The 13,422-nt window shown below is 41.5% G+C and carries 16 protein-coding genes; 12 read left to right on the top strand and 4 right to left on the bottom strand.

Going from position 1 to position 13,422, the window contains the following annotated elements; all coding sequences use genetic code 11:
* Window positions 1-227: 227 nt before the first annotated feature.
* From petN to FD724_RS29960, 5 genes are all read left to right on the top strand, one after another.
* Complete coding sequence (petN, locus tag FD724_RS29980; RefSeq protein WP_012408302.1) at window positions 228-317, top strand: cytochrome b6-f complex subunit PetN; 90 nt, start codon at window positions 228-230, stop codon at window positions 315-317.
* A 7-nt stretch (window positions 318-324) separates the two neighbouring features.
* Entirely contained in the window at window positions 325-486 is a 162-nt protein-coding gene (locus tag FD724_RS29975; RefSeq protein WP_012408301.1) for a hypothetical protein, read from the top strand.
* Between the two features lie 152 nt (window positions 487-638).
* Window positions 639-3,767 (top strand): GAF domain-containing protein, encoded by a 3,129-nt coding sequence (locus tag FD724_RS29970; protein ID WP_179075125.1) that lies wholly within the window; start codon window positions 639-641, stop codon window positions 3,765-3,767.
* Window positions 3,768-4,156: 389 nt separating this feature from the next.
* A complete protein-coding gene (locus FD724_RS29965) occupies window positions 4,157-4,483 on the top strand; it encodes a hypothetical protein (protein WP_179075124.1) in 327 nt (108 codons plus the stop codon).
* A 6-nt stretch (window positions 4,484-4,489) separates the two neighbouring features.
* Window positions 4,490-4,939, top strand: coding sequence for a type II toxin-antitoxin system VapC family toxin (locus FD724_RS29960; RefSeq protein ID WP_179075123.1), 450 nt, complete (start codon window positions 4,490-4,492; stop codon window positions 4,937-4,939).
* Between the two features lie 128 nt (window positions 4,940-5,067).
* Here FD724_RS29960 and FD724_RS29955 read toward each other — a convergent pair whose 3' ends face one another.
* From FD724_RS29955 to FD724_RS29940, 4 genes are all read right to left on the bottom strand, one after another.
* A complete protein-coding gene (locus FD724_RS29955) occupies window positions 5,068-5,817 on the bottom strand; it encodes a hypothetical protein (RefSeq protein ID WP_179075122.1) in 750 nt (249 codons plus the stop codon).
* 249 nt (window positions 5,818-6,066) lie between these two features.
* On the bottom strand, window positions 6,067-7,473 hold the full coding sequence (locus FD724_RS29950; RefSeq protein WP_179075121.1) for an NAD(P)(+) transhydrogenase (Re/Si-specific) subunit beta: 1,407 nt from the start codon (window positions 7,471-7,473) through the stop codon (window positions 6,067-6,069).
* Window positions 7,470-7,763 (bottom strand): NAD(P) transhydrogenase subunit alpha, encoded by a 294-nt coding sequence (locus FD724_RS29945; RefSeq protein WP_012408294.1) that lies wholly within the window; start codon window positions 7,761-7,763, stop codon window positions 7,470-7,472. Before FD724_RS29945 ends, FD724_RS29950 begins: the two co-directional genes overlap by 4 nt.
* 31 nt (window positions 7,764-7,794) lie before the next feature.
* On the bottom strand, window positions 7,795-8,961 hold the full coding sequence (locus FD724_RS29940; protein ID WP_114081013.1) for a Re/Si-specific NAD(P)(+) transhydrogenase subunit alpha: 1,167 nt from the start codon (window positions 8,959-8,961) through the stop codon (window positions 7,795-7,797).
* 361 nt (window positions 8,962-9,322) lie between these two features.
* Here FD724_RS29940 and FD724_RS29935 point away from each other — a divergent pair, with 361 nt between their 5' ends.
* The 7 genes from FD724_RS29935 (at window position 9,323) to FD724_RS29905 (ending at window position 13,189) form a co-directional block, all read left to right on the top strand.
* On the top strand, window positions 9,323-9,499 hold the full coding sequence (locus tag FD724_RS29935; RefSeq protein ID WP_159402450.1) for a hypothetical protein: 177 nt from the start codon (window positions 9,323-9,325) through the stop codon (window positions 9,497-9,499).
* Window positions 9,500-9,727: 228 nt separating this feature from the next.
* Entirely contained in the window at window positions 9,728-10,240 is a 513-nt protein-coding gene (locus FD724_RS29930; protein ID WP_114081014.1) for a DUF2808 domain-containing protein, read from the top strand.
* Window positions 10,241-10,344: 104 nt separating this feature from the next.
* Window positions 10,345-10,479, top strand: a complete 135-nt coding sequence (gene rpmH / locus FD724_RS29925; protein ID WP_012408291.1) for a 50S ribosomal protein L34 — start codon at window positions 10,345-10,347, stop codon at window positions 10,477-10,479.
* A gap of 26 nt (window positions 10,480-10,505) precedes the next feature.
* On the top strand, window positions 10,506-10,928 hold the full coding sequence (gene rnpA / locus FD724_RS29920; RefSeq protein ID WP_114081015.1) for a ribonuclease P protein component: 423 nt from the start codon (window positions 10,506-10,508) through the stop codon (window positions 10,926-10,928).
* The gene (locus FD724_RS29915; protein ID WP_012408289.1) at window positions 10,915-11,307 is read left to right on the top strand and encodes a PH domain-containing protein; all 393 of its coding nucleotides are present in this window, start codon (window positions 10,915-10,917) and stop codon (window positions 11,305-11,307) included. Before rnpA ends, FD724_RS29915 begins: the two co-directional genes overlap by 14 nt.
* 206 nt (window positions 11,308-11,513) lie before the next feature.
* Window positions 11,514-12,665: a membrane protein insertase YidC gene (yidC, locus tag FD724_RS29910; protein WP_114081016.1), complete on the top strand. Its 1,152-nt coding sequence runs from the start codon at window positions 11,514-11,516 to the stop codon at window positions 12,663-12,665.
* A complete protein-coding gene (locus FD724_RS29905) occupies window positions 12,662-13,189 on the top strand; it encodes a R3H domain-containing nucleic acid-binding protein (RefSeq protein ID WP_179075120.1) in 528 nt (175 codons plus the stop codon). The genes yidC and FD724_RS29905 overlap by 4 nt, the downstream gene beginning before the upstream one ends.
* The last annotated feature ends 233 nt before the right edge of the window (window positions 13,190-13,422 follow it).

Here is a 13,422-nt window from a genome sequence, read left to right as displayed (position 1 = left end):
CCAAACCATCTAGTAGGAAAGCGCGATCGCTATTTTTTTACATTCGTCTTTATTAATGCTTGAAGTGCTAGCTTACCAAGAAAAATGGTGTATATTTTGCGTAGACGTAGCCCGTCGTAGACATCGACAGCCAAAGTTACAATGCCATTTATAAAAAAATCTCAGCCTGCCCAATCCCTGTATGATAAATATTAGAAACCTTTTGTAATTATTTGAAAAGCGGGACTATGGAGATTTTGACACTAGGTTGGGTATCACTGTTAGTTGTGTTCACTTGGTCAATTGCAATGGTAGTTTGGGGACGTAACGGACTGTAGAGGCATTGTGGAAAGTCCATTTTTGAGTATTTTAGCTTTAGTTGCCGTACTGCTGCTTGTAGTAGTCACCGGTGGTATTGGTTATTTAACCGTGGCAGATTGGCGCGATCGCCGTCGCCGAGATGAAGAGAAACGCACCAGCCGCAGCGCCACTCCCAAGCGGCGATAATTTTCTCGTGGTTGAAAAATGTTCTTGTAGGGACACGATAGTATCGTGTCCCTATATTGTTTTTTGGCATTCTCAGGAAAGAACTGTTACCTTTGCGATCGCAACGGGAATCATGAGATAGAAGACTTTCAATATTTAAAGTCCCACTGGGAATGGAAAACTCCTCTACTACTCAACCCATAGAACCAAATTCAGAACAGCAAGAGTCTCATTCAGATGTGACATACTCCTTGCGTCAGAATGAGCAACAAAAAGCCTTATCTGGAGTTATTGCCCGTATTCGGGAGTCTCTAGACATAGAAACTATCTTCAAAATTACAGTCACTGAAGTTCGCCAACTTCTAAAAAGCGATCGAGTTGGCGTGTTTCGTTTTTATCCTGATTTGGCATGGGAAGGGGAATTTATCTATGAAGATGTGGCAACAGAATGGGATTCGGCATTAGCAGCCAAACTGCGCGACCACTGCTTTAGTGAGGAGTTCGCAGAACTATATCAGCAAGGCCGGATTAAAGCAATGGCTGATATTTATCAAGTTAATGCCAGTGATTGCTACATCCAGATTCTAGAAAAATTCCAAGTACGTGCCAATATAACTGCCCCCTTGATCAAAGGTAAAGATTTATGGGGATTGTTGTGTATTCATCAGTGTGCTAGTCCTCGACAATGGGAAGCATCAGAAATTGAGTTTGTGCAATTAATCGCCGAACATCTAGGGGTTGCTTTACAGCAAGCAGACTACCTAGAACAAGTAAAACTACAATCAGCAGAACTAGCACAAGCAAAAGCCAGAGAAAAAGCAGCCCAATGGCAGAAAACCATAGCCATAACCATTGAGAAAATTCGTCAGTCTCTAGACTTAAAAAGCATTTTCCACACAAGCACCGCAGAACTTAGACAGTTGCTAAATGCTGATCGCGTGGCTATTTATCGCTTCAATCCCGATTGGAGTGGTGAATTCGTGTTTGAATCAGTGGCAGAGGGTTGGATTTCCCTCATTGATGAACAATTACAGCGACCGGAATTGAGTGAAAATGTCAGTGAATGTAGCGCCAAAGATTTAGCTAAACCTCCAGTCGCTGATACCTACTTGCAAGATACAGAGGGTGGTAGCTTCAGCCTCTGTGAAGTTTATCGTGTTTGTAATGATATTTATAATTCAGGCTTTAGTGACTGCTACATTAAAATCTTAGAGATATATCAAGCAAGAGCTTATGTGATTATTGCCATTTACCACGGTCAGAAGCTCTGGGGCTTGCTAGCAGCATACCAAAATGCCAGAATCCGTGATTGGCAAAAAGATGAGGTTTACTTGCTTACCCAAGTTGGCACTCAACTAGGTGTGGCTTTGCAGCAAGCAGAATTTATCCAACAAATGCAGATTCAAGCAGCAGATATCAGCAAAGCTGCTGAAAGGCAAAGGGCATTAGCAAACACCGTAGAAAAAATTCGTCAGTCTCTTGATATTGAAGCCATCTTTAAAACCACAACTCAAGAAGTTCGTCGGTTATTAGAAGTGGAACGAGTCGCAATTTACCGCTTCTATCCTGACTGGAGTGGCGAGTTTGTCGCTGATTCTATTGTTGATGGCTGGACACCAATGGTTAAGCCGCAGCCTGTGACAGAAGGCGTTCTTGTGCAAGGAAAGCAAGCGGGTAAGTATGCACGCAATGAAGTTTTTGTCCCAATTTCTCAGGGTGAGAAGCTGTGGGGATTGTTAGTAGCTTATCAAAACTCCCAGCCCCGTTATTGGCAAGATGAGGAAATCAACTTATTGGCACAAGTTGGCGCTCAATTGGGGGTAGCATTACAGCAAGCTGAGTCTTTGAAACAGATGCAGGTACAAGCCCAAAAACTGGCTAAAGCCGCCGAACGAGAACGGAAAGCAGCCGAAAGGGAAAAGGCCCTAGCTGCGACAGTGGAGAAAATTCGCCAGTCTCTTGATATTGATACCATCTTTGCCACCAGTGCAGAAGAAGTCCGACGGCTATTGGAAGTTGATCGAGTGACAATCTATCAATTCAGGACTGATTGGAGTGGCGAATTTGTTGCTGAGTCTTTAGCCCAAGGTTGGACACCAGTAAAGGAAATTTTACCTGTAGTTGCAGATGATTACTTGCAACAAACCCAAGGTGGAAATTTTGCTAATGGTGAAAGTATTGCTATTAAAGATATTTACAGCGCCAACTATTCTATCTGTCATATTACTCTGCTTGAGCTAATGGAGGCTAGGGCATATATAATTGTGCCGATTTTTCAGGGCGACAAACTTTGGGGATTACTAGCAGCTTATCAAAATCTCAAACCGCGTGATTGGCAAAAAGATGAGGTAGATTTGCTGATGCAAATTGGTACTCAATTAGGGGTAGGACTTCAGCAAGCGGAATTACTTGAACAAACTCAACGTCAAAAAGAAGAACTTACTCAGACTCTTAAAGAATTACAAAACACTCAGAGCCAATTGATTCAAAGTGAAAAAATGGCAGGTTTAGGGCAGTTAGTTGCTGGTATAGCACATGAAATTAACAACCCGATTAGTTTCATTTACGGCAATATAATCTATGTTACGGAACATGCCGAAAATTTATTTAAATTACTCCGTCTTTATCAGAAACAGTATCCTAAGGGAACAGGAGAAATTCAAAAGCAAGCAGCAGCAATGGATTTAGATTTTATTAGTGATGACTTGCCCAAAATTTTGACTTCCATGAAGATGGGGGCAGAGCGAATCTCTCAACTCGTCTTGTCGTTACGAATTTTTTCTCGACTTGACGAAACAGGAATAAAACCCGTTAACCTTCATGAAGGTATCGACAGTACTTTGCTAATTTTACAACATCGACTGCAACCACAGACTAATTCTTTTGCTATTGAGGTAATTAAGGAATATGGTGAATTGCCCCCAGTAGTCTGCTATGCAGCGCAGATGAATCAGGTGTTTATGAATATTCTCAACAATGCGATCGATGCACTAGAAAACTCAGCAACTTGTGGAAAAAAAATTGACAATCCTAAAATTTGGATTCGTACAGAAATAATCGAAGGGAATAGTATTCTGATTTGGATTGCCGACAATGGTTGTGGGATTCCAGAGATGATGCGATCGCGAATTTTTGAACCTTTCTTTACCACCAAACAACCTGGACAAGGGATCGGTTTGGGGTTATCTATTAGCTACCAAATTATTGTAGAAAAACACGGCGGTAATATCAAATGTGTTTCTGAACCTGGTAATGGCTGTGAGTTCTGGATAGAAATTCCGATTAAAGGGATAGTTAGTTAAGGAAAAAACCAGGCGATGTATTCTCTACGAGAGGCTACGCCAGAGGACATAGAGGAAGGAGAAAAAGGTGGGGATCGCACTGTGGAGCTTTAGCGATCGCTCTTTTTAACGAACCGCAGAGGCGCAGAGAACACAGAGTTAGAAGAGGGCGATGCCTGTGGCGGGCTTTACCTAAGCATTTCAATACAAAGTTAGTGATCGCTTTTTTATCTCACGAATAGGCGCACTCGATTAGGAACCGATTCTTGATCAGTTCAATACCATGTAAGCGGCGGGACGTTCTCAGTAAACTAAAATAGCTATTCACGCTAAAATATAATATAACTACCAGTGTTAAAACTGATTAATATTGACTCGTTATTTTTAAATTATCTACTTGCAAGGTATTTATGAACAATAATCAACCGCTCACAGCACAATCATCAACTACACCCCGCGCTGAACTATTATTAGAGATTCAACAAACTCCAGAAGAATATGTACCAGAATTACTACAAATTGTACGTCTATTTCGTCAAAGTGTAACGATGAAACAGACATCATTAAATAACTGGGAAAATGCTCTTAATGAAATTAATCAGAGTGATGCCGCCAAACAACAAGAAAGAAAAAAAAATATAAAAAAAATATTTGACTCATGGAATGAGTTAGATGAACAAGAAGAACAACAACAAACTTTAGAAATTATTGAATCTATGAAAGGTATTTCTATTTAAAATAGAATGAGTAAGGTTATTATCTTAGATTCTGCACCTGTGGGATTAATTACTAATCCAAAAGCAACGCCTCTAGCTGTGCAATGTCAAGAATGGTTTTATACGCTCTTTGAGAGAGGATATGAAGTAATTTTACCAGAAATTATAGATTATGAAATTAGACGGGAATTATTAAGGGCAAATAAATTATCAGGAATTAGAAAACTTAATCAACTAAAGTCAGAAATTCTCTATCTTCCTATTACAACAGAAGTGATGTTGAAAGCAGCAGAGTTATGGGCACAAGTCAGAAATCAAGGAAAATCTACAGCAGATAATAAAGCTTTAGATGGTGATGTAATTTTGGCATCTCAATCTATTTTAGTTGCTAATTATGGGCATGAGGTTATTATTGCCACAAGCAATAAAAAACATCTATCTATTTTTATTGATGCTAGAGAATGGCAAGAAATTTAGAAAATGAACCGAGCGATCGCTCTTTTTAACGAACCACAGAGGCGCAGAGAACACAGAGGAAAAAGAGGGCGATCGCACTGTGGAGTTTTAGCGAGCATTTTTTAAGGAACCACAAACTACACAAATAATTATTCTTCTGCTATTTTAGCGGCAATTGATCTACCAATATTATGGAAATATTCATTTGTTAAACCTCTACTTACAGGATGTTTAGCTATAACAAACACAGTCTGACTATTTTTACAAATTAAGAAACCTTCTGAACTTGGTGAAAACTCAACATCAGGTATTTTTTCAGTTATTCTTCTCCAAAAAGATTCATATCCTATACCATAGAAAACAACAGCTTTAGGTTGATGTTCTTTTATTCTTTGACTAATATGATTTATTCGCTTTTCAAGACAATACTTTTCATAAGTATCTCTATTAGATAAAAAAGTAAGCTTAGAATATTCACCATATATCCAATGTTTAAGAGATGGTGAGGGTAAAGGTAATAATTCTAATAAACAAGTCTCTTTATCTTTTCTACCTAGTTCCTCTATTTGATATTTACGAATATCTTCTAGGTCAATATTATCTTTTCCTTTAGCACTCAATATAATACGAATTAATGTCCTCCAGACTGGCACATCCAATTTTGCACCTGGTTTAAAACTCGCCCCATATCCGATAGCTTCATGATATTCTGCAATATCTTCTATTTCCTTCTGTTCTCTCTCTGACCATTTCTTTATTCTGTTATTAATTTCGTTAAAATCTCCTCCTGCTTCTTCCATACCAATAAACCAATAATTTCCTTGATAATTACCATATCCATAAAATGCATCAACTATTTTTTCTAGAAGCTCATCATTAAAAAAATCTTGACTGAACATAACTCTATTATTTTAATTAGAAAATTAAAACTTGTTCATCAAAAATAATTGAGCATACATGGAATGTCAAGTTAAATAACTAAAGTGAAAATTTTCAGACATTATCAATTCATAAATAAACTTTCTATTCTTTGCGCCTTTGTATGAGGCAATTTTCCCACTAAAAACTTGCCTCAGAAGCATCACACCCCCAAGGCAAGCCAACTCTCTAAATTCTTTACTCTGCGCTCTCTGCGCCTCTGCGGTTCGTTAAAGTTGCTTCACTTCCGAAACCAACTTCGCCACCATATCCTTCGCGCTACCAAAAAGCATCGTCGTTTTATCCTTGTAGAACAACTCATTGTCTACACCGGCAAAACCCGTACTCATCCCGCGCTTAATTACAATCGTCTGCTTCGCCCGATCTACTTCCAAAATCGGCATACCATAAATCGGGCTACTTGTATCACTCCGCGCCGCCGGATTTACAACATCATTTGCCCCAATTACTAAAGCCACATCCGCTTGATCAAACTGGGGATTAATATCATCCATGTCGTATAACTGCGTATAAGGCACATTTGCCTCTGCAAGTAACACATTCATGTGCCCCGGCATTCTCCCAGCAACGGGGTGAATGGCATACTTGACATCAACGCCCATTTTTTCTAACTGATCTGACAATTCCCGGACGCTATGTTGCGCTTGGGCAACTGCCATACCATAACCAGGCACAATTACCACAGAACGGGCATAACCCAACATCATCGCCCCTTCTTCAGGATCGATGCTGCGGACGCTTTGATCGGTTGCACCACCACTAGCACCACCACCACCAGAACTAGAACCTGTACCAAAAGCGCTGAACAGCACACTAAATAAGGAGCGGTTCATCGCTTTACACATAATCTCGGTGAGGATTAAGCCGGATGCTCCTACCAAAGCACCAGCGATGATTAACATATTGTTCATCACTACGAACCCAGCCGCCGCCGCCGCCACACCTGACAACGAGTTCAACAGCGAGATTACTACTGGCATATCGCCACCGCCAATGGGGATGACGAACATCACACCCAACACTAAAGAAACGCCAACCACTCCCAAGAATATGGGTAAGCTATCGGGTGTGATGATTAAGTAGGCACTACCTACTATATAAGCACCCAAAAGCAAGAGGTTAAATGGTTGCTGGAATGGAAATGTAATCGGGGAACCGCTAATTAAACCTTGCAATTTTGCAAAGGCTAAAAAGCTACCGGTGAATGTAACACCACCGATTAACACGTCCAATAACATGGAAATGTTTACATCTAGGGGTATCGGCTGAGAACTATCTAATAACCGCCAGAATTCGGCAACGGCTACTAATGCCGAAGCCGCACCACCCAAACCGTTGAGTAAACCCACCATTTGGGGCATTTCGGTCATTTGGACTTTGTAGGCAACGATCGCACCAATTCCCGATCCAATCGCCAAGCCCAACAATATCATCTCGTAATTCAACACATGTTGATCGAGCATTGTCGCCACAATTGCCAGGAGCATCCCCACAGCCGCTACGATATTACCATTTCTCGCTGTAGCAGGCGATCCCAGCTTTTTCAAGCCCAGAATGAATAACGATGCAGCGACTAAGTACGTCAGCTGAATGCCAGTTGGTAAAAAGTCGCTCACGCCTTAATCTCCTTCTTCTTGAACATTTGCAACATTCTGTCTGTCACTAAAAAACCACCCACAACGTTGATTGTTGCTAATACCACAGCAATCAAACCGAGAATTACTGACACACTCGTATCTCTCGCACCAGCAGCAACTATTGCTCCCAGTACCGCAATCCCAGAAATCGCGTTTGAACCTGACATTAAGGGCGTGTGTAGAGTCGGTGGGATTTTGTTGATGACTTCAAAGCCGATAAATGATGCCAACACAAATACAAACAAAGCAGCAAGTAATGCCTCTGTCATGAAATCAAAACTCCTTATGGTAATTTGGCTATTAACCTGCTCCAACGCCGCTCAAGGCTTGTAGCGCATCCCGCACTCGTTGATTGCGAATTTCACCAGCATGGGTAACGCAAGCTGCATCAACGATGTCGTCGCTAAAGTCCACCTGCAAAGCTTTGTCTTTAATTAGCAATTGCATCAACGAAGTTACGTTCTTGGCATACAATTGGCTGGCGTGAATTGGCATCGATGATGGGAGATTGATGGGGCCAATAATTGTTACGCCATTCCAGACAATATCTTTACCGGGTTCTGTACAGGCGCAGTTACCACCCTGTTCAGCAGCTAAATCCACAATCACTGAACCTGGTTTCATTTGTGCCACCATTTCTTCTGTGACGAGCCGTGGCGCTTGTCTCCCAGGCACTTGGGCGGTGGTAATTACGACATCAGAATTTTTAATGTGTTCGGCGACAACTTCTTGGGTACGTTGTTTGCTAGCCTCAGAGATTTCTTTGGCGTAACCACCTGCGGCGACGGTTTCTTCGTCTAATTTGACTTCAACGAATTTTGCCCCTAAGCTTTGCACTTCTTCTTTGACGGCGGGACGGATATCAAAGGCCTCTACTACTGCTCCCAAACGTCTGGCAGTAGCGATCGCTTGCAATCCGGCTACACCAGCGCCCATAATAAATACTTTCGCTGGAGCGATCGTACCTGCGGCTGTGGTTAACATCGGGAAATATTTCGGTAATGCAGCTGCCGCAATTAATACAGCCTTGTAACCTGCTAATGAAGCTTGCGAGGACAAAGCATCCATACTTTGCGCCCTGGTAGTACGGGGAATCATTTCCATACTCAAGGCTGTAATTTTCCGATTTGCTAGTTGCTGTGCTACAACAGGATTTCCTAAAGGATTGAGGAAACTGAGTAATACAGCCCCTTCCTTTAACAAATCAACTTCTGAGCGCCCATCTTCTCGTTCTTGTGGTGGGCTGACTTTCAAAAGAATATCTGTTTCGCCCCATAATTTGGCAGTATCGCCAATTATTGTAGCTCCTGCGGCTTCATAGTCAGTATCACTGAAAAAAGATCGCTCTCCTGCACCCTTTTCTACCCAGACTTCCAAACCTTGTTTTACCAATCGAGCAACGGTGTCAGGAATTAATGCCACACGACGTTCACAAACTTCAATTTCTTTAGCAACTGCTATTCTCATGAAATCTCCTGAAGATAAATACCTAATCTCTGCCCAGTAAGTGATTGTCTAGATGAGGGATATCCCGTATTCATAGTACTTAGGCAGGAACATCAGCTATGACTTTTACTTGTAGATTGAACCTTGAAACTTTCCTCTCCAACTCTTAGCTGTTCAGGCAATGCCTGACTTTGCCGTTCGCAGATGTCATATTTTCAGATAGTTGCAAACAGGGTTACGTATTGCACATCCTAAATTGATTCCCAAATTTTGCATCTTTATCTTCAGCTTATTTTCGGGATTGAGAAATTTTGGTATTTCTGTCTTATAGAGTAATATTGACCCAATTTTGAAGGCTTTATAATTTCCAAATCAAATTTTAATGATTACGACTTTGATTCCAATCCAACTTATTTTAATCAATTTAGCCCAACTTAACTGGCGATCGCTGATGGCACGCCTCAATTTTTATAACAAAATTCTCAAATTTAGATACACTTATACATATTTAGAAACACAATCCAATCCCAACGGTGTTTCTATTGAGTTAAAAATTTGACCAACCTAGTCATCAAATCATTACTCTATAAGGGTAATGAAGTAAGTTGGTTGCATGTAAAATTTATTGCTAAGTAATTTTACTGCCGTCTAAACATCAGGGAGGATGGCACTTTTTGTTGTTACTGAACGTCAATTGTCAGGAAGTGAGTAGTAAACTTTAGTAACGAATACTAACACACGGTTATTTTAGATAACAGATTTATTTTTTGGTAGAGGAAGCTCAATTATGCGACGTTTACTTTCCGCTTTAGCCGTGACTAGCTGTTTAGTGACTGGATTTCCAGCCCTGACTTGGGCACAAAGTTTACCTGGATTTACGCTGTTTAGCGGCGTTAAAGCCGAAAATCAACTGCCCTTCCGATTAGATTTTGGTGGACAAGCCAATGGTTGGGATCGATATATATTAAGGATTCCAGCCCAAAGAATGAAATTGGCTGTTGGTCAATTTGCCATTACCTACCCTGAATATTACAAAGGAACTTTTGACCAGAACAAAATTGAAGTTCGAGTCAAAGGCAAAGCAGTTCCCCTTTCTGAGGTGAAGTGGGACAAAGAAGGTAAGCTAATTAATATTTTTCCCCAAGAGCCAGTACCAGCAGGTAGTGCAGTTGAGGTAGTCTTATCTAACGTGAAAAACCCATCCTTTGGCGGAGTTTACTACTTTAACTGTCAAGTGCTTTCCCCTGGTGATGTGCCATTATTGCGCTACATGGGAACATGGATTTTGAGCATCAATTAAGAGTGCTGATTGGGTGTAACCAATGCCCAGTTCCCAATTCACTAAAAAAGTGATACAATTAGAGATTGTGAGTTTTTATAAAAATCACCTAAGAGGAGAACAGTATGAAAAGAACACTAGGCGGTACTAGCCGTAAGAGAAAAAGAACCTCTGGTTTTCGCGCCAGAATGCGGACACCAGATGGTAGAAACGTGATTAGAGCTAGGAGAAAAAAGGGCCGTCACCGTTTGAGCGTTTAGGGCATATTTAAGCTAAAAGAGTATCTGTGGCTTTGCCTAAAGCAAATCGGCTAAAATCCCGCAAGGATTTTCAGGCAGTTTTCCGGGAAGGAATTCGGCGTAATGGCTCTTATTTAACATTGAGAGCCTTAAAGCCGTTGTCTTCAAGAAAACCTTCTTTGGACACTGCCACTCAGACTACACAACCAATTGACTCACTGCATATTTCCAGCATACGCATTGGCATTTCTATAAGCACAAAAGTCAGCAAAAGGGCAGTGGTTCGCAACCGAATCAAACGGCAAATTACTTCTGCTTTATATAGTTTGCTGCCCAAATTATCACCAGGGTGGCGATTAGTGTTCATTGTCAAACCTACAGCAGCAGAATCTAAGTGCGTAAGCCCACAATTTCTGCAAGAATTAGAGCAGTTGTTGGCACAAGCTGAGGTGTTCGATGGGAATTCGTGAAGATGTTTATTATGAAGGTGGCCCCCATATTGGGGATTTAATTGTCAACGTGCTAATTGGGCTAACCATTGTCGGGATACCATTAACAGTCGGGGCAATTGTCAGAGCATTGTGGCTGCGTTTCCGCATCACCGATCGCCGAGTTACCGTGATTGGAGGTTGGCAGGGGCGCGATCGCACTGACATAATTTACTCAGAAATTGTCAAAGTTGTCACAATCCCGCGTGGCATTGGCTTGTGGGGAGATATGGTACTAACCCTAAAAAACGGCAGTCGTCTCGAATTGCGTGCAATTCCCAAATTTCGGGAAGTCTATGACTACATTAACGAAAGAATTGCTGCGAAAAATCCCGAATATACGGTAGCTGCTAATAAGTGATGGGAGTAGGGAATAGGGAATGCAGAATTTGCTCAGATAAAATACAAAATTCAGAACTTCGCACTTACCAAAAAATACATACCACTCCCTACTCCCCTACTTTTGGCATGTGCGGCTATCCGTAGCGAAGGGTAGTCGCACATAATTTATGATTTAGATAAATTAGATTCAGTCAGTTTACAGTACCTCAGGTTGAATTCAGAATAATGGATTTTGGTATCGGCTTTCTCTCGAACAACGTGATGCTGCCAATCATAGATTTCTTCTATGGTATAGTGCCTAGCTACGGATTGGCGATCGTTGCTTTGACATTGATAGTCCGCTTCGCGCTCTATCCCCTGAGTGCTGGCTCAATTCGCAACATGCGGAAGATGCGAATTGTACAACCTCTGATGCAGAAGCGGATGGCAGAAATTAAAGAGCGTTATAAGGATGAACCGCAAAAGCAGCAAGAGGAAATGGTCAATGTCCAAAAAGAATTTGGCAACCCCTTAGCAGGCTGTTTTCCGTTATTAGTGCAAATGCCGGTCTTATTAGCGCTGTTTGCCACTTTGCGGGGTTCGCCTTTTGCAAGCGCAAACTACAGCGTTAACCTGCAAATCGTTCCCGCAGAACAAATCGAGCAGATTCAACCGCAAGCCTTTGCTACTGCTCCTCAAAATATTTATGTTGCAGATGGGGAACACGTTAAAGTAGCTGCAATCCTTCCCAGTGGTAACAAACTAGCTGTGGGAGAACAAACTAAGATCCAATATCAGACTGTTGAGGGCAAACCATTTCAGGTACTTTTAGCAGAACACCCAGAAAATAAGCTAACTCCTGATTGGAAAATAACCAAAGGCGAAGATCGGATAAAAATTGATGCTGATGGCAATGTAGAAGCCTTGCAGCCAGGAGAAGTTAGCATTCAAGGAACAATTCCCGGACTAGCAGCAGAAAAAGGCTTTCTATTCATTGATGCTTTAGGCAGAGTTGGCGCACAAGATGCAGATGGCACAATCCACTGGGATATTGTCGCCATGATAGTCTTCTTTGGAATCAGCCTTTATGTTAGCCAAATGCTTTCTGGGCAGAATTCCAGTGGTGGCAATCCGCAGCAAGATACAGTTAACAAAATCACTCCAGTCATATTTTCTGGGATGTTTTTGTTCTTCCCCCTACCAGCCGGGGTGTTGATGTATATGGTGATTGGTAACATTTTCCAAACTGCACAAACTTATCTTCTTTCCCGCGAACCTCTACCAGAAGAACTGCAAAAAATTGTAGAAACCCAAGAGAAAGAAGCAACAGTCATCGAACAAAAAGCATTGCCTTTTGAACCGAAAAGTTCTAAGAAAAAGGCTACAGGGGGATCATGAGCAATATTTCGATGCAGCGAGGTCAGCAGTGGTTAAAAACCCTGCTGGAACTCACTGGAGTACCTGCTGAGATTCAGGGTCATTTAGAAACTCCCCAATCTCAAGACAGCGAGTCCCCAGAACCAGATAATTACTGGTTGACAATCGATCAAACAAATTTGACGACAGAACAAATCCAGATATTAATTGGTACTGATGGTTCTGTGCTAGATGCGATTCAGTATCTAGCAAATTCGGTTTTAAACCTGAGCCAGCCCCCAGAGGAACAAGCCTCTTACACTATTGAGTTGAATGGCTACCGGGTCAAAAGAGAAGCTGAAATTCGCGCATTAGCAGAAGCAGCAGCCGATGAAGTGCGCTTTTCTGGTAGAGAAGTGGAAATCAAATCTCTCAGTTCTGCTGAAAGGCGACAAATCCATACCTTCTTGAAGGAATTTGGAGATTTGGAAACCTTCAGTCGCGGTAAAGAGCCGCATCGTCATCTGGTTGTGCGACCAGCTTCGCTGGAAGAAGTTAGGGGTTAGGAGAGACGTAATTAAGCTGTCGCGTATTTAATTTGCACAACCAGGGCGGGCAAGATTGCCCACCCCACAAAAGATTCATTTTTTTGAGGATGCAAATTAAAATATTTTTAGCTTAATCGCGTCTCTACAGGAGTTAGGAGTTAATTGAAAGCTCAATATAATTTCAAAATTTCTCTTGTTCCTAAAAGCTAAAATAAAGATGTAGTATCAGTATTATTGCTGGTAATCACCAT

The sequence above is a fragment of the Nostoc sp. C057 genome (assembly GCF_013393925.1).
Taxonomy (GTDB): Bacteria; Cyanobacteriota; Cyanobacteriia; order Cyanobacteriales; family Nostocaceae; genus Nostoc; species Nostoc muscorum_A.
Note: the sequence above shows the minus strand (reverse complement) of the source record. Positions and strands in the feature narration are given on the sequence as shown.

What these genes read in the sequence shown, in the direction of transcription:
- petN (WP_012408302.1), top strand. Translation starts at nt 228, where the DNA reads ATGGAGATTTTGACACTAGGTTGGGTATCACTGTTAGTTGTGTTCACT.
- FD724_RS29970 (WP_179075125.1), top strand. Translation starts at nt 639, where the DNA reads ATGGAAAACTCCTCTACTACTCAACCCATAGAACCAAATTCAGAACAG.
- FD724_RS29965 (WP_179075124.1), top strand. Translation starts at nt 4,157, where the DNA reads ATGAACAATAATCAACCGCTCACAGCACAATCATCAACTACACCCCGC.
- FD724_RS29960 (WP_179075123.1), top strand. Translation starts at nt 4,490, where the DNA reads ATGAGTAAGGTTATTATCTTAGATTCTGCACCTGTGGGATTAATTACT.
- FD724_RS29955 (WP_179075122.1), bottom strand. Translation starts at nt 5,817, where the DNA reads ATGTTCAGTCAAGATTTTTTTAATGATGAGCTTCTAGAAAAAATAGTT.
- FD724_RS29945 (WP_012408294.1), bottom strand. Translation starts at nt 7,763, where the DNA reads ATGACAGAGGCATTACTTGCTGCTTTGTTTGTATTTGTGTTGGCATCA.
- FD724_RS29940 (WP_114081013.1), bottom strand. Translation starts at nt 8,961, where the DNA reads ATGAGAATAGCAGTTGCTAAAGAAATTGAAGTTTGTGAACGTCGTGTG.
- FD724_RS29935 (WP_159402450.1), top strand. Translation starts at nt 9,323, where the DNA reads ATGATTACGACTTTGATTCCAATCCAACTTATTTTAATCAATTTAGCC.
- FD724_RS29930 (WP_114081014.1), top strand. Translation starts at nt 9,728, where the DNA reads ATGCGACGTTTACTTTCCGCTTTAGCCGTGACTAGCTGTTTAGTGACT.
- rpmH (WP_012408291.1), top strand. Translation starts at nt 10,345, where the DNA reads ATGAAAAGAACACTAGGCGGTACTAGCCGTAAGAGAAAAAGAACCTCT.
- FD724_RS29915 (WP_012408289.1), top strand. Translation starts at nt 10,915, where the DNA reads ATGGGAATTCGTGAAGATGTTTATTATGAAGGTGGCCCCCATATTGGG.
- yidC (WP_114081016.1), top strand. Translation starts at nt 11,514, where the DNA reads ATGGATTTTGGTATCGGCTTTCTCTCGAACAACGTGATGCTGCCAATC.
- FD724_RS29905 (WP_179075120.1), top strand. Translation starts at nt 12,662, where the DNA reads ATGAGCAATATTTCGATGCAGCGAGGTCAGCAGTGGTTAAAAACCCTG.